This is a genomic window from Bradyrhizobium sediminis (genome assembly GCF_018736085.1).
GTDB lineage: Bacteria > Pseudomonadota > Alphaproteobacteria > Rhizobiales > Xanthobacteraceae > Bradyrhizobium > Bradyrhizobium sediminis.
Genome location: NZ_CP076134.1, coordinates 535954 through 549986 on the forward strand (window position 1 = coordinate 535954; position 14033 = coordinate 549986).

Annotated in this window: 16 protein-coding genes; 13 read left to right on the forward strand and 3 right to left on the reverse strand. The window is 58.1% G+C overall.

Features of this window, described 5'->3' with window-relative positions:
* Positions 1 to 5: 5 nt before the first annotated feature.
* From KMZ29_RS02580 to KMZ29_RS02615, 8 genes are all read left to right on the forward strand, one after another.
* Positions 6 to 452 (forward strand): hypothetical protein, encoded by a 447-nt coding sequence (locus tag KMZ29_RS02580; RefSeq protein WP_215622341.1) that lies wholly within the window; start codon positions 6 to 8, stop codon positions 450 to 452.
* Positions 449 to 2038 (forward strand): terminase large subunit domain-containing protein, encoded by a 1590-nt coding sequence (locus KMZ29_RS02585; RefSeq protein ID WP_249779810.1) that lies wholly within the window; start codon positions 449 to 451, stop codon positions 2036 to 2038. Before KMZ29_RS02580 ends, KMZ29_RS02585 begins: the two co-directional genes overlap by 4 nt.
* Positions 2035 to 2421 (forward strand): hypothetical protein, encoded by a 387-nt coding sequence (locus tag KMZ29_RS02590; RefSeq protein ID WP_215622342.1) that lies wholly within the window; start codon positions 2035 to 2037, stop codon positions 2419 to 2421. The genes KMZ29_RS02585 and KMZ29_RS02590 overlap by 4 nt, the downstream gene beginning before the upstream one ends.
* 43 nt (positions 2422 to 2464) lie before the next feature.
* Positions 2465 to 3283 (forward strand): hypothetical protein, encoded by an 819-nt coding sequence (locus KMZ29_RS02595; protein ID WP_215622343.1) that lies wholly within the window; start codon positions 2465 to 2467, stop codon positions 3281 to 3283.
* Between the two features lie 505 nt (positions 3284 to 3788).
* Entirely contained in the window at positions 3789 to 4004 is a 216-nt protein-coding gene (locus KMZ29_RS02600) for a hypothetical protein (protein WP_215622344.1), read from the forward strand.
* A 195-nt stretch (positions 4005 to 4199) separates the two neighbouring features.
* Positions 4200 to 4556 (forward strand): hypothetical protein, encoded by a 357-nt coding sequence (locus KMZ29_RS02605; protein WP_369810068.1) that lies wholly within the window; start codon positions 4200 to 4202, stop codon positions 4554 to 4556.
* 68 nt (positions 4557 to 4624) lie between these two features.
* Positions 4625 to 5254 (forward strand): hypothetical protein, encoded by a 630-nt coding sequence (locus tag KMZ29_RS02610; protein WP_215622346.1) that lies wholly within the window; start codon positions 4625 to 4627, stop codon positions 5252 to 5254.
* Positions 5251 to 6501, forward strand: coding sequence for a DUF445 domain-containing protein (locus tag KMZ29_RS02615; protein ID WP_215622347.1), 1251 nt, complete (start codon positions 5251 to 5253; stop codon positions 6499 to 6501). The genes KMZ29_RS02610 and KMZ29_RS02615 overlap by 4 nt, the downstream gene beginning before the upstream one ends.
* A 147-nt stretch (positions 6502 to 6648) precedes the next feature.
* Here the strand turns inward: KMZ29_RS02615 and KMZ29_RS02620 are convergent, their stop codons facing one another.
* Positions 6649 to 7452, reverse strand: a complete 804-nt coding sequence (locus tag KMZ29_RS02620; protein ID WP_215622348.1) for a hypothetical protein — start codon at positions 7450 to 7452, stop codon at positions 6649 to 6651.
* A gap of 495 nt (positions 7453 to 7947) precedes the next feature.
* Here KMZ29_RS02620 and KMZ29_RS02625 point away from each other — a divergent pair, with 495 nt between their 5' ends.
* On the forward strand, positions 7948 to 8778 hold the full coding sequence (locus tag KMZ29_RS02625; protein ID WP_215622349.1) for an acyl-CoA dehydrogenase family protein: 831 nt from the start codon (positions 7948 to 7950) through the stop codon (positions 8776 to 8778).
* A gap of 83 nt (positions 8779 to 8861) precedes the next feature.
* On the opposite strand, the gene KMZ29_RS02630 is transcribed toward KMZ29_RS02625, so the two are convergent.
* Positions 8862 to 9773, reverse strand: coding sequence for a helix-turn-helix domain-containing protein (locus KMZ29_RS02630; RefSeq protein ID WP_215614379.1), 912 nt, complete (start codon positions 9771 to 9773; stop codon positions 8862 to 8864).
* Between the two features lie 144 nt (positions 9774 to 9917).
* On the opposite strand from KMZ29_RS02630, the gene KMZ29_RS02635 reads away from it, so the two are divergent.
* The 3 genes from KMZ29_RS02635 (at position 9918) to KMZ29_RS02645 (ending at position 11214) form a co-directional block, all read left to right on the forward strand.
* Positions 9918 to 10310 (forward strand): MAPEG family protein, encoded by a 393-nt coding sequence (locus KMZ29_RS02635; protein WP_215622350.1) that lies wholly within the window; start codon positions 9918 to 9920, stop codon positions 10308 to 10310.
* Positions 10311 to 10531: 221 nt separating this feature from the next.
* On the forward strand, positions 10532 to 10678 hold the full coding sequence (locus KMZ29_RS02640) for a tryptophan-rich sensory protein (RefSeq protein WP_249779680.1): 147 nt from the start codon (positions 10532 to 10534) through the stop codon (positions 10676 to 10678).
* Positions 10679 to 10737: 59 nt separating this feature from the next.
* A complete protein-coding gene (locus KMZ29_RS02645; RefSeq protein WP_215624111.1) occupies positions 10738 to 11214 on the forward strand; it encodes a hypothetical protein in 477 nt (158 codons plus the stop codon).
* 77 nt (positions 11215 to 11291) lie between these two features.
* On the opposite strand, the gene KMZ29_RS02650 is transcribed toward KMZ29_RS02645, so the two are convergent.
* Positions 11292 to 11969 carry a nitroreductase gene (locus KMZ29_RS02650; RefSeq protein WP_215622351.1) on the reverse strand — a complete coding sequence of 226 codons (678 nt, stop codon included), beginning with the start codon at positions 11967 to 11969 and terminating at the stop codon, positions 11292 to 11294.
* Between the two features lie 240 nt (positions 11970 to 12209).
* On the opposite strand from KMZ29_RS02650, the gene KMZ29_RS02655 reads away from it, so the two are divergent.
* A complete protein-coding gene (locus KMZ29_RS02655; protein WP_215620168.1) occupies positions 12210 to 13724 on the forward strand; it encodes an IS1182 family transposase in 1515 nt (504 codons plus the stop codon).
* The last annotated feature ends 309 nt before the right edge of the window (positions 13725 to 14033 follow it).

Consider the following 14033-nt stretch of genomic DNA (forward strand, 5'->3'; position numbering starts at 1 on the left):
ATCCGATGGTGGAAGCGGCTCTTGCGATGCCGGAGGCCATGATGGTCAACCGGATCATTCATCGCATCAGGCCGGGCTACCCTCGCTACCTGACCCAGGATCGTCTGCGCAAGCTCCGCGAGGATTTCAATCTGCATCGCTGGAACGCCCGGGTGCGGGGCATCGAGTTCACTCTGTCGTTCGGCGAATGGCTCGGCATCTGGATTGCGTCTCGCAAGCTTTTGCGGCGTGGATGCCGACGCGGGCAATATGTGATGGCGCGGATCGGAGATCGCGGTGCTTATGCCGTGGGTAATGTGAACATCGTCCTCGCCACCGAGAATATTGCGGAGGCTCGTCGCGGCAAGCCCGGCACGCCCCACTCGGCGGAGACCCGCTGCCTCCTCTCGCTGAACTCGATCCTTTGGTGGTCGGCACGGCGCGAAGCCGCTCGCACGGAGGCGCGTCCATGATCGCGCGCATCAGGCCAGCCCCAAATCCCCGCCATCGCGCGGCACAGCCCCCGACGAGCCGCGCTGGAAAGCCGGATGGCATCTCAATCCTTGATGCCGTCCGCGATGAGCGGCTTTTCTGGCCTTGGTTCTCTAAACGGCCGAATAGCTGGGCCGCTTGGCTGACCTTTCTGTGTGCACTCTTCGCGCTGGAAATGACGCCAGACCAATTGCGGCTCTACCGGCAATGCACAGGCCGCAAGATGCCGCCGCAGGGGGTGGCGCGTTTTTCGTACCTCATATGTGGGCGAAGGGCTGGGAAGTCCTTCATTCTGGCGCTCGTCGCCACCTTCTTGGCTTGCTTCTTTAACTACGCGCCCTATCTGGCGCGCGGTGAGCGCGGCACCGTCATGATTGTCGCCAGCGACCGCCGCCAAGCTCGGACCATCCTCCGGTATATCCGCGCCCTGCTCAAAGAAGTGCCGCTACTCAAGCGCATGATCGAACGCGAGACGGCGGAAGGCTTCGATCTCACGAACCGGGTGACAATCGAAATCAGCACCGCCTCCATGAAATCGGTGCGCGGCTATACGGTGGTGGCCGCATTGCTCGACGAGGCCGCCTTCTTCTCGACTGAGGAAGGATCGGCATCACCCGACGCGGAGATCGTGAAGGCCATCAAGCCCGCGATGTCCACCATTCCGAATGCCATGCTGCTGGTCGCAAGCTCGCCCTATGCCAAGCGCGGGATCCTTTACGAGGCCTATCGCGATCACTTCGGCAAGGAGGGCGATCCGACGCTCGTCTGGCAAGCGGACACGCGCACCATGAACCCGAGCGTGCCGCAAAGCGAGATCGATGACGCCTACGCGGCCGATCCGGCCTCAGCCTCCGCAGAATTTGGCGCGCAATTCCGGACCGACATTGAAAGCTATATAACCGTTGAGGCTGTGCTGGCCTGCGTCTCGGAAGGCCTCTTTGAGCGGCCTCGCGTGAGCGGCGTCACCTATTCCGCATTCATTGACCCGTCGGGCGGCTCCGGCCAAGACAGCTTCACCTTAGGCATCGGCCATTTCGATAAGGCGACCGATATTGCGATCGTCGATGCGATCCGCGAGCGCAAGCCGCCGTTTTCGCCGCAGGCTGTCATTGAGGAATACGCCGCGCTGCTCAAGTCTTACAACATCACCAAGATCGTCGGAGATAAATTCGCCGGTGAATTTGCGCGCGAGCCCTTCCGCGCTTTCGGCATCACCTACGATCCGAGCGCCAAGCCTAAATCGGATTTGTATAGAGACACCTTGCCTCTGATTAACAGTCGCAAGGTAGACTTGCTGGATCACAAGCGAATGGTCCAGCAATTCGTCGGCCTCGAACGGCGAACCGCGCGAAGCGGCAAAGACAGCATCGACCACGGCCCCAATCAGCACGACGATATAGCCAACTGCGTCGCCGGATTGATCGCGACCATGAAGATCAGACCTTTCAGGTACGATAGTGACCTTCATTGGGTGTGCGGTGATGATGACACAGACTTCAATGCCGAGTGGCGCGCCGAAGGCCTCCGGCATCATCTCCTATTCGGCGGAAGAGGACTATTCAGATGATCGAACTCTATGACGAAAAGGGCCACAAGCTGGCTTCGGGCACGATCGTGCCGGATGGCGGCAAGATCAAGGTGCCGGTGCAATTGATGGATGCCGACCGTGATCTCGCGGACATCAGGGACATTGTGGACATCGCGAGGCTTGCGGCCAGTCAGCCCACCGTCACAGTGACGCGAAATCGGCCCGGCTCGGTGGCGCTGACCGATGCCGACCGGGCCACCCGTGAGAAAGCGCTGGATGCTCGCGATAAGCGGCTCGTCGATGCTTGGAAAAATCCTCAGGCGGCGGATATCGCCAAATCCGAGACAAAGCAGCCGACGACGCCGACAGGCGATGCGGCAGATCGGCGCGACGCTCGCCTCCGCGACGCATGGAGGAACTGACATGCAGCTTCCGACCCTAGCACGAGTAAAGCTGGATCGGCTCATGGCGCGCGAACAGGAGGCACGCGATGCCGCGTCTTCTGTTACGCGTCGAGCATCCGATCTCGGCAGAGCGCTGGCGACGGCTCCGGCATCAGAAGCCGCCAATATCGAACACGAACTGACCCGGCTTCGCGCTCGGCAATCGGAGCTTGCCGCCAAGCACCGGAACCAAGCCGATCTGATTGCCGCGATCACTCACTGGCTTTCGAGCGCGACCGGCACCCTGGAAACGGTGAAGCCTGCGAAGGCGGCGCTGCAAAAGGGAGAGACGATATCGGCGGCGGTCGTCCGTCTCCGGGCGCGTATCCACGCGCTGACGACGGAGCGCGTCAAAGTCATGCAGGCCGGAGTACCGATCGCCGACCTCAAGGCGCAAGCCGCTGCTTACGTCGATGCTCTGGTAGACCGCGGTCGCCCGCGGATCATCGCGGATCATCGTCGCGACTTTGAGGTGCAATTTCGTGTGGGCGAGACTTGGAGCGATGCCGGACTTGCCGGACGCCTTCCGGCGATCCTCGCGTGGCTTGATCCGGATCAATTCCTAGCCAAGCTGAACCAGACCATCGATGCGATGCCGACGCCGCCATTCGCCATGTCAGGGAAGGCCCGCGCGCAAAAACTGATCGCGCTCGAGGCCTCGCTCCTGCAATGCGAGCGCGAGGAAGAGGCATTGATCGAAAGCTCCGAAGAAACCGGACCAGTGATTTTGCGCCGCCTGACGGCCGATCCGCGCGCCGTGCTCTGTCTCGGCATCAATCGGGGTCAAGCGGCAAAGCAAGAAGGGAAAGTGGAGCGAGTCAAAGCAGACGACGCAGCATGATCTTCAATCCCCTCTCGTGTCCCAAAGCGAGCCACCAGCGAGAGGGCGGTCTCCCGGATTGTACGTCGATCCGATCCGGGAAGCGGACAAGTCGGCGAGTGTCCGTTTTCATGAAACAACCCCGACATCCCATGGCCGAATTCCAGCGGCGCGATGGGCTGGCCCGTCGCCGCTCTCTCACCTGCCAGCGGCGACGGGAGCAGTTTCGGATGGTGATGCATGACCGCCATCCGGTTCGAGCGCTGGTGGTCGCGCTCGCGGGAAGGCCGTCGCTGCGATCTAGGGGAATGGATCGGCAAGTGGCGGCCTTCTCGCTTGGGCATGCCAGTGGACGCCCTTGCTGGCGCGTCCAGAGGCCGACTGACGCATTACTGCAACTCGCCGCCTATCTCGGCTCCCGGACTGGCTGATATCGGGCTGGACGGAGCGCGCGGCTAGATTTTTGAGGTGGCCCTATTGCAGCCGTGAGAATCGCGTCTAGGTGTTCCTTTAAAGGAGCCACTCAATGTACCAAGTTTCATTTTTTAAGGATAAGTCAGACCCTTTTACCTTCGCAGTGACGCCGGACAAATCTGGATCGGTCTTGCCATCACCGGGTAAATGGCAGCACTGGTTTTCGCAGATGGTTTATCCAGAGCACGCCATGCCGGAGAGCGAGCTAAAAAAGCTTGAAACCGGCTTTAAGAGCGACGGCTATTACGTCTTCCCGCGCAGAAAATAAGGGAAGCGGGCAGCAACGCCCGCATACTGAAAGGTCGCGGCCTCCGTTAGCGCCAAGCGAAGTTGGCGATTTCCTGTGCGCTGGATTTTCATGAGCCACAATCCCTAGGGGCTGGACTCATCGTTCCCTTTTTGTTCTAATTCGCTCATGGCGAATGAGCGACCCGCTAGCTGGCGAATGCCCTCCCCCAAGCAGATGGAAAAGCTGGCGCGGGAGGCTGCGCGTCAGCCGGATCGCGAGAAGCCGGAACCTGGCCCCGGCGATCCCCTGCCGGATGAATTATGGGATGCGGTCTTGGCCGACCCGCGCGCGGCTGGAAGGCCGCCGCTGCCGGTCCAGCAATGCTGCCTCTCGGAAATTCCGCGCCATGTCCTGCGAGTCGAATGCATGCGCTGCTTTCGCATTATCGAAATTCAGAAGGCCGATGCGGTCAAATATTATGGGCCGCACGCCGTCTGGAAGGATGTCGGCCAGCGGCTGCTAGACCAGACCTGCAGCAACCGCACAGGCCGGCACGAGGAGGACGGATGCTGGCCTGATTGGAGGGGATGACGCCTTAGCCGATACTCCACCTTATCGAGGGGCTCAACCCATGCTAGAGTTGAGTGGGGAGAAATTTCATGAGCCGGGGCATCATCGGACTTTTTATCACGCTGACGATTGTCTGGCTTGCCTTCAGCGCGAACAAGGATACGTCTACGGCGACGAAATTACCGCCGCCGGATCATGCGAACACTGTGGTCGCCGCGTCGCAATTGAACGAGCAGTGGGAAAAGTCTTTCGACAAGACAGGCAAATATCCCGAGCGCCAAGACCCGAGTTTCCATCACTCAATGTATGGATCACTGCTCCGCATTCCAGAAGAAAGCGATAGCTACTCGGCTGCGCGGCAGCTCGTCGACAAATTCGCTGTCCGACAATTGAAGATCAATGCTCAAGAGCGCAAGGCCAAGATAGAGCGCATCAGTAACGATGCTGACGGCCGCAAGCGCTTCGCTGACACACTCGACACCGGTTTCCTAAAAGCTGGCCGCGACGCTTCCTTCAAAGTCTCCGGAGCGAAGAACACGACGCTAGAAATGGTCTACATACTCATCAATCGACCGTTCGTTTACCAGATAACTAACGAAAGCAAATTCCTCGAGAATGCTTGGAACATGGGCTTCAAGAAAGTGATTTTCAGAAGCGGCTATGGATATGGGAGCAATGCTTGGACCTATGATGTCCCAAAAGAATGGGCCTTCAATTGAATACCATACCGGCGCAATTCGATTGGGAGCGCGGCTTCAATCGTAACCTCATTTTGGGGAAGCTTAAAGAAGCTAGAAAGCCCGATGGCCGATCATTCGATGCAGGAGAATATGAATATTGGCTGCCCGTGCTCAGTTCGGCAATTCGATCAAAGCGAGAGGCGGAGCCACTTAAGGCAAAATGCATCCGCGCGTCCTTATCCGATGCCTCGCTTACGCTGAACGATCCCGACGCATTCATCGTTCGGTGCGATCAAGAATTTGAAAGGCTTTCGAAAAGGCCGCTGTCGAAGTTTATACTTTATACCACCGTTACCTACTCGGGCCCGAAACTAATCGATTGGATAGGGGACGATAACGCCCGCATCTATTGGCAGCCGAGCATGAGCGGCAATTTTATGCGCAAGGCAAAGAAAGCGCAGAAAGTCCAGGAATATCATCGAAAGGCTAATAAGGTCGCTGCCGAGCATGATGCGCTTACTCCTATAATTGTGCATGTATTTGCCTATGATGCCTTCGACGCATTCGAACGAGCGAATGATTATGTCGATCGCTTTCGCGGAATGCTGAATTTGCTCATCAATTCGGGCAACTCTATCAACCCTTTTGGCCGGCTAGCAGCCCCTCATGCAGTGAACAAATTCCGCCGCGGGCCTTTTCATTCGATCCATCGCCCGGACGGATCGCTAGCTACTGAAACTTTTTGGTATGAGCCGCGCTGGGCGCACAATGCGTCATCAGTAGAATTTAAAGATCCTCCTGATTATAGGCGAAGCCTGCAGCGCTGGTGGCGCAAACTTCAAGAAAATCCTATGCGCGAATTCATTTCGGATGCTCTCCTGCGATATTGCCGGGCGCTTGACCTTCATGAGGCTGACGCTTCCCTCCTTGGGATGTGGCAAGTCTTGGAGAAGGTGACTGGCACAGACAAATATGATCTTCTGATTGATCGATTGGTCCGCCTATTCCGAGATCATGAAGATGCGCGGGAGATAGCGAACCATGTTCGTCTTCGTAGAAATCAGACCGTGCATTCTACCCACAACATCAGCCGCGAAGCGGGCGCAATTTTGATGCAGACCGAAATGCTTGCCAGCCAAGCAATCTTTTTTTATCTGGAAAATGCTGCCAAATTTGAAAATCAGAGAGAGATTTTTGACTTTCTCGATCTTCCATTGGATCGACAGAAACTTCGGCGGCAACGCAAAATTTCAGACTTCTTCGTTCGGTACCAGAGCGGGCCATGAGGGGGGCTGTGCCAATATTCGCAATCGGAGCTTTCGTCTCCCAGGATCATCCCTCAGGTCATTGTCGGCGTCACTTCGCTGCGGGGCATGGCGCAAAGGGAACGCCGATCCCCGAAGCTAGATTGCCGAGCGCTTTCCACATATGCCTCAATTAAGGAAGCGATTGGAGCGTGACTTGCCGCGACCTGCTCGCATCTCTTGATACTCTTTGAGTTCTCTGGCGAGTTCGGTCCAATGGTCAGCAGCGCGGGAGACGGCTGAAACTAATTCGTCGACCGTGTTTTCATCTGCCTGCTCTAAAGATGCAGAATTGAAGACCAGACTTAATACTCTCCTTGCTCGCTTCAAGAGGTCCGACACACACTCAAAATGGTCAAGGTCTGCAAAGCTGGAATTGTGGCCTCCCACAAGGGAGAGACTCTCAGCGCCTTCCTCCAGACTACTATCTTTGCGGCGGACGTCATCCAGCCCTGCACGCTCGCGCCGAGCAGCAAGCGCTCCTTGTAGCTTACTAACGGACCATTCTAACTTGACCGACCTCTCCAAATATTTCTTCTGATCCTCTGGCGGTAGAGCGGCTACTGCGACATGGTGACTGTAGCTGAGAGCCTCATTACGAAATGAGCTTGTGACGCGGCGAGCGACACGGCCAAGGTTCATCAAGCTTCCGAACTCATAAGGTAGTTTTTTGGCGATGGCAGCGGCTTTGCGCTGGCCATATTTTTCATCACCGTATGCCCACCAATCGCCGATGGCCCACTGCATACCTCCGTGAATGTCGCTAAGCTTGGTCCCTAGTTCTTTCCACTGATCGGGATCGAGGCTGTAAGGTAGTATCAGCCCTTTAGCCGATATCTCCGCGCCGTGAGGTAGCGTCCTGTCGATTGGATCGCCAGATTGCGGGGGGCTGACATATTCTTCGCCTTTGGCATCTCTTGAGTAATCTGCCAATCTTCCTTTCCCGAGGTACATGGCTTGTGTCCTTCTTTGATTTGAAGGCGTCATTCAAGCCGATCCGGAAGCTCCTGCCATTGTTCGGTTATTGAAAATATCTGCCGAATTAAACGACAACGTGCCGTGCCCATCGAATTACCCATGATGCAGGCGCGGAATAGGGCGAGCTTCTGCGGACCCTAACGGGCTTGCGTCGCCAGTAACTATTTGGGGATCAATGGCTTGCCGGGCTTAGACGGGCCTAGACGGCGGCTATCTGAATGGACACTCTCTCCGCCAGCATTCTGCCGCTTGGTCGTGGACGTTTTTTGCTGCCCATAATCCGCTGCTGGGTCTTATCAATATCGTTCCGCAAGTATGGCGGATTGGGCTTGGGCTGGCTCACGCATCTCATGCTTTGCGAGGAACTCGCCTATACGTCCAACGATCTTGCTGCTGTTGTGCTGATTAACGGTCGGCGCTTCGATGTTGGAAGCACTAGGAAATGCTCAATTGCGTCAGCGCTACCTTGACGGCCTGGCGCGAGGCGAGTTGATCATGAGCGTCGGTGTTTCGGAGCCTTCAGCCGGATCTGACGTTCGCGCAGTGCGGACGCGCGCAAGGCGCGAAGGAGATGTCTGGGTCATCGACGGGGAGAAGACCTGGATCACAAACGGCGCGCATTTCGATCTCATGATTTGCACGTGCCGCACCAGCGACGATCCCGCGCGTGGTCTCAGCCATTTCTTGATAGATCGGGACGAGCATCCTGTTGCAACACGGCCTATCGAGAAACTGGCGCTCAATCGGCACTCGACGGCGCAGGTTTTCTTCGATGGTGTGGGAGTGCCGGCCGCGAATATGATTGGACGCGAAGGCGATGCCCTAAAGAACACACTCGTTCTGTTTGAGCGGGCGAGGCTCCATGTGGCGGCTGGATCTCTCGGTATCGCGCGTCGCGCGCTCGACGAGTCTGTTCGGTACGCCCATTTGCGCAAGCAGCGCGGGAAACCGATCGCCGCACATCAGCTGATCGCGGCAAAACTGGCGGACATGGCTATTTGGGTTGACGCTGCGCGGCTGCTGATTCACCGGGCCGCGCAGATGCTCGATGCCGGCCTTCGCGCTGATATGGAGGCAGCTATGGCCAAGGCGTTTGCGACCGAAGCTGCTGTGGACATCTGTCGCCAGGCAGTACAGATTCACGGTGGCAATGGGGTAACGCGCGGCTACATCGTCGAGCGGTTGGCGCGCGAGGCGCTTCTGTTGCCGATTCCCGACGGCACGACGGAAATCCAGCAACTGATCATCGGCCGCGCACTGACGGGCATCTCGGCATTCTGACGTGGGGGCCTCGTGTGTCCGATCGTCGGCGACCACGGGCGGTCCGCCGAGCGGGAGACGTGTGCAGCTTGTCGCAGCTTCTCCTAGGGCGCGGAATCAGCCCGAACGAGTGAGGCGAAATGCGAGCCGAAGAGACGATAACACCAAAAAGGCTCTTCCTCTAAACGTCCAAAGAGAGATTTGGGACTGAAGCCGGTCAAGCGTCTCATGTCTCTGATCATATGCGATTGGTCCGAAAAACCTGCGTCGTAGGTAATCGCGGACCATTGCGGTTCGGCACGCCCCATAGCCAGCGTCTGTTCGAGAAGGCGTTCCGCGCGCTGGTAGAATTGAAGTTTTCTGCGCGAATGCCCTGTCCACTTCTTGATCCGACGTTCAGCTTGGCGTGCGCTGAGCGATGTAACGAGGCCGGAAGCCTTGCGCCCAATGCCGTGCACCCAATCCTGCACGCTGCGACCCAGGTCATCATGTGGTAATCGCCCTGTTTGCTGGCACCGCTCGATGTAGTCCTGCAAGAGGTCGAAAGCAGCCTGCGGCTTTCCAGTACTCAGCGCCTTTGCGAATGTGTCGACGATCTCATCGTTGGGTATCCGGCTCAAGGGCACTGTTTGATCGACGAGGCTCGAGATGTCACAGCGCGACAGGGCGGCGAACGTCGCCGGATAAAGGCCGACCGACAGAGAGACCACGCCCGAGGGGTTCCAAATGACCGAGGAGTTTGTCTGCGGACCGCTGAGGTAAATCCGTGGCAAAGGCTTCTGAACCTGGAGGCTCGTCTGTGCGGTTGAGCCTTTGAGCTTGAAGCCTGCCCCCTCGAAAAACAGCGTCAGCACACAGAACGGGAAAGCCGGATAAAAGTTGAATCTCTCGTTCGGCGCTAGCTCCCGACCGCGAGTATCACGAACAAACCCAGCAAAAATGTTGTGCGCGACCGACGGGCGCGGTGAGAATATGGCGCAAGGCTCAGAGTGTTCCGGAAACTGTGGCCTTCCCATGCGTTCCCCACCGGCAGTGTCGTTTCCATTCTATCTCGTCGGGGAAGGGGATATCAGACTCCTGGCGAACACCGCAACGCCACCTAAGCCAACACGCGCGAGGCATTGAGCCAGAGGCGATTTTCCTCCGAGGACTTCTCCACAATGACAACCGACATTATTTCGCTCGTAGCAACAGCGCTGCTCTGCCTTGGAATACCGTTGATCTATGGGGCAGGACGATTTCTTCAACCCGGTGGTTTCGCTTGGGCGGCGGGCAATCGTGAGTCGAAGCTGGACATCCCAGCCTGGACCCAACGCGCCGTCCAAGCTCACGCTAACTTGGTTGAGAACCTGGCTCCCTTTGCCATCCTGGTGTTGGCGGCCCAGGTATCCGGCAAGGCCAACGCTGCGACCGCGCTCGGAGCGACAATCTTCTTTTGGGGGCGCGTGGCGCACCTCTTCGTGTACATCGCAGGCATCAAGTACCTGCGATCGCTCATCTGGTTCGGCGCGTGGGGTGGTGGCGCCTTGATAGTTGCGCAGCTTTTCAGATGATGGCGCTAGGAAGATCGCCCCCGAAACAGGCTCGGTCGGGCCATCTTCGGCAGACGAAACTCCATTTTCCGGCCGTTGCTCAAATAGTGGGTTTTGCTCCAGAAAGGTCGAAAATGCTTTGCCTTTCAATGGGAGCTGACTGACACTCTCTCCGCCAGCATTCTGCCGCTTGGTCGTGGACGTTTTTTGCTGCCCATAATCCGCTGCTGGGTCTTATCAATATCGTTCCGCAAGTTCTGGTGAACATTGCAACCATCGTGGCCTTCTCTCGGATTGACCGGATGGCGGGCTGGTGCCTCATGCCTCTGGCGGCATGGGTTTGCTTTGCGACCGCTCGTAACTTTGCGAGCTGGAAGCTGAACCCGTGAAGCGAAGCGTCAAACGGTCGCGCCTGAGCAGAAAGAAATGGGTGACCGTGAATGACCGTATGCAGGCGGGATATCGCTACGAGCTGACCGATCCCGTCGGTCGCAACTTCGATCCGGAATTCAAGCCTGAACTGACGCCCGCAGAAATGCTCGCGCTTGGTGTGTTCTGCGGCAAGTACATGACCGACTGCCGCAAGGAGTTCCCCGCGAGCTGGTTCAAGAAAGCAAAACTGTCGCCGAAAGGCCGCGACTGCTCGCTCAACTATTTTGGCGTCGACGCCAGCCGGCCGCTATCGGAGTGGCGCTCCAAAGGCTGGCTTCATGACGATGATCCGCGCGGCTGGTTTCAATGGTACTGCCGCTACTACATGGGTAGGAGGATGCCTGATGAGGACAGACGGCAGATCAAGCGCTGGAAGGCATTTCGCCGCCACGTCAGTCAAATCAAAATGAACTGCGAGCCTGGCGATCCGTTTTGCCGCCCGCGGCAACGGCAAGCTCTGTTGCACTGGGCGTACGATAGTCGGAAGATTTGAAACTCAACATTTTTCGCACCCGGAATGTTGAGCCACATTACGACATGGGTTTTCGACCGGGAAACGCCTGCGCGCGCCTACTTATCAAACCCGACGAACACCGTAGCTTCCTCGACGGACTTTCGCTCCGACACGACCGCATTTGCCGGAAACGTTTCATCCGGCCAGCCCAGCGCGATGCTTTTCATGATGATCTGATCGTCGGCTATTCTCGCGTGCTCGCGCACCACGGGGGATTGCATGATGCCCTGGCTGTTGATCACGGCGCCCAGCCCGCGAGACCAGGCGGCATTGACCAGCGCGGTCGCCACGGCGCCGCAATCGAAGGGCGTGTCGTCGCTGCCGTCCAGCACCCTGTCGTAGGTAATGATCACGCATACCGGCGCGTCGAATTGACGGAATCCGCGCAGCACCCAGTCCTGGCGCTTGTCCTTGTTGTCGCGCTCGATCCCCATCGCGGCGAACAATTGCTTGGCGACGCCGATCTGCCGGTCGCGGTGCTTGCCTGCAAAGGCCTGCCCCGTGCGGAACTCGCGCGACTGCGGTATGCCCGCCACCATCCGCTCGGTGTTGCCGGCGCGGATTCGATCCAGCGGCTCGCCGGTAATGACGTAGAAATTCCAGGGCTGGGTGTTCATCGACGACGGGGCGCGCATCGCCAAACCAATGATTTCCGCAATCAACGCCTTGGGTACTGGATCGGGTTTGTAACCGCGGATACTCCGGCGACCGAGAATAACATCATCAAACTGCATCTGTGCCGAATTCCCCTGACAAGTTCTGAAACAGCTCGGATTTTCGCGGCTTCTGCACCCTCGCGCAAGCGGCAGCGGCGTGTCCTCAACGGTCCAGCCACGCGGAACATGATCGCATCAATATTGCGCGCGCACGCAGTCGTCTAGCGAATTCCGGGATGATGAAATTGTGCCGCTGATTTGCCCGACGAGGCTGAGCAAGAACTCGGCATTTTGAGGAGTTGATGTACGATTCGGTTCATGACGAATCGCACATTCAAGACCGGCGCGAGCCGGGATCAGACCAGCCTGCTTCCTCCACGGATTGAGGATTATGTCGGGCCGAACAACCCGGTGCGGGCGATCGAGAGCTTTGTGTGTGCCCTCGACCTTGCAAAGCTCGGTTTCCTCCATGCGGCGCGCGGGGCGGACGAGATGGGGCAGCCACCGTACGATCCGGCCGATCTGTTGAAGCTGTATCTGTACGGCTACATCAACCAAGTCAGATCATCGCGCCGGCTGGAACGGGAAGCAGGTCGCAATCTGGAGCTGATCTGGCTGTTGAAGAACCTGAGGCCGGGCTATCGGACGATCGCCAACTTCCGCAAGGAGAACTGGGCAGCGCTGAAGGCCGCGAACCGCAGTTTCGTGCTGCTGCTTCGCGAACTCGATCTGATCGGAGGGAGCCTTGTTGCGCTCGACGGCGCCTTGTTCCACGGCAACGCCAGCAAGGGAAGCATCTTCACGCAAAGGAGGCTGACCAAACAGATCGCCGCCTTGGACAAGGAGATCGAGGCCTATGGCAAGGCTCTCGAAGCCAATGATGCGGAAGAGGCCAAGCAGCGAAGCGACGGTTCGCGGGGCGACGGCAAGGGTGGTAGTGGCGACGTCGGCGAGAAGGTGAAGGAGCTGATGGCCCGGCGCGAACGCGCGCAAGCCGACCTCAAGGACTTGGAGACAAGCAACAAGGGGCAACTCTCGAAGACCGATCCCGACGCGAGGCTTCTGAGCAAGGGCGATCAGACCATTGCGGGCTACAACGTGCAGAGCGTTGTCGACGACAAGCACATGCTCATTGTTACCAGCGAGGTCGTCAATCGCAGCGATGCAGGCCACCTTCATGAGATGGCAAACGCGGCAAAAGAGGTTCTCGATGTGGAGACCCTGCGGGTGGCGGCCGATACCGGCTATTACAATAGCGAGGACCTGAAGGCCTGCGAGGATGACGGCATCAAAGCCTATGTGCCGATGCATGAGGGCAATGGCAAGCTCGAGGAGGGTCGCTTTAGCCGCAAGGATTTCCGCTACGATGCGAGCGCCGACGTCTACCGTTGCCCGACCGGAGAACTGCTGCGTCCAACGGAAGGGCGCTGGAAGAATGCGAGCGGCCGCGTCGAGATCCGCTACCTGGGGCGCAAGGCGGCCTGCGCAGCCTGTCCTCTGAGAGCGCAGTGTCTCGCCCCGAAGGCACCTTACCGGAGCATCGCTCGCTGGGAACACGAGGATGTTCTCGAACGTCACCGCGCGAGGATGGAAAGTGAGGAGGCCAAAAAATTGATGCGCCGCCGTTCCGCCATCGTCGAGCATCCCTTTGGAACGCTCAAATGCCGCGCCGGGTATCAGCACTTTCTCGTGCGCGGCTTCGACAAGGTCCGTGGCGAATGGAGCCTGATGGCCCTCTGCTACAATTTCACTCGCGTGCTCAACATTCTCGGCTTCGACCGCTTCGTCGCGTACCTTGAAAAGGCGCCATTGCCCGCGAAAACCTTCCTATAAGCACTCTGCGCGCCCTTCAGCTTGCTTTGCGGCCCTTCCGGACTAGAATCCTGCTGTGGCTCGCAGTCAGTCCTTTCCGCGCCACCCCAGCCTCATAATTAGCATTCTTGCCCAGCCTCGTCGTGTCAAGTTTTGGGTCCAAACCGTCGTTTGCAGCGGCTGCCGGCTACTTTGCATGGGGTTGTTTTCGATATTTTTGATAGGAGCCGCGGCGACCCGGCGCGACGGCGCACAGGCCTCTTCAGGCTGTTGCTCAAATCGTGGGTTTTGGCCTAAGAAGGTCGAAAATTCCCGATCTTTCAACGGGGA

Bases quoted from the DNA above. Each gene is read 5' to 3' on its own strand.
- KMZ29_RS02580 (WP_215622341.1), top strand. From the start codon at position 6: ATGGTGGAAGCGGCTCTTGCGATGCCGGAGGCCATGATGGTCAACCGG.
- KMZ29_RS02585 (WP_249779810.1), top strand. From the start codon at position 449: ATGATCGCGCGCATCAGGCCAGCCCCAAATCCCCGCCATCGCGCGGCA.
- KMZ29_RS02590 (WP_215622342.1), top strand. From the start codon at position 2,035: ATGATCGAACTCTATGACGAAAAGGGCCACAAGCTGGCTTCGGGCACG.
- KMZ29_RS02595 (WP_215622343.1), top strand. From the start codon at position 2,465: ATGGCGCGCGAACAGGAGGCACGCGATGCCGCGTCTTCTGTTACGCGT.
- KMZ29_RS02600 (WP_215622344.1), top strand. From the start codon at position 3,789: ATGTACCAAGTTTCATTTTTTAAGGATAAGTCAGACCCTTTTACCTTC.
- KMZ29_RS02605 (WP_369810068.1), top strand. From the start codon at position 4,200: ATGGAAAAGCTGGCGCGGGAGGCTGCGCGTCAGCCGGATCGCGAGAAG.
- KMZ29_RS02610 (WP_215622346.1), top strand. From the start codon at position 4,625: ATGAGCCGGGGCATCATCGGACTTTTTATCACGCTGACGATTGTCTGG.
- KMZ29_RS02630 (WP_215614379.1), bottom strand. From the start codon at position 9,773: ATGGGAAGGCCACAGTTTCCGGAACACTCTGAGCCTTGCGCCATATTC.
- KMZ29_RS02635 (WP_215622350.1), top strand. From the start codon at position 9,918: ATGACAACCGACATTATTTCGCTCGTAGCAACAGCGCTGCTCTGCCTT.
- KMZ29_RS02645 (WP_215624111.1), top strand. From the start codon at position 10,738: ATGCAGGCGGGATATCGCTACGAGCTGACCGATCCCGTCGGTCGCAAC.
- KMZ29_RS02650 (WP_215622351.1), bottom strand. From the start codon at position 11,969: ATGCAGTTTGATGATGTTATTCTCGGTCGCCGGAGTATCCGCGGTTAC.
- KMZ29_RS02655 (WP_215620168.1), top strand. From the start codon at position 12,210: ATGACGAATCGCACATTCAAGACCGGCGCGAGCCGGGATCAGACCAGC.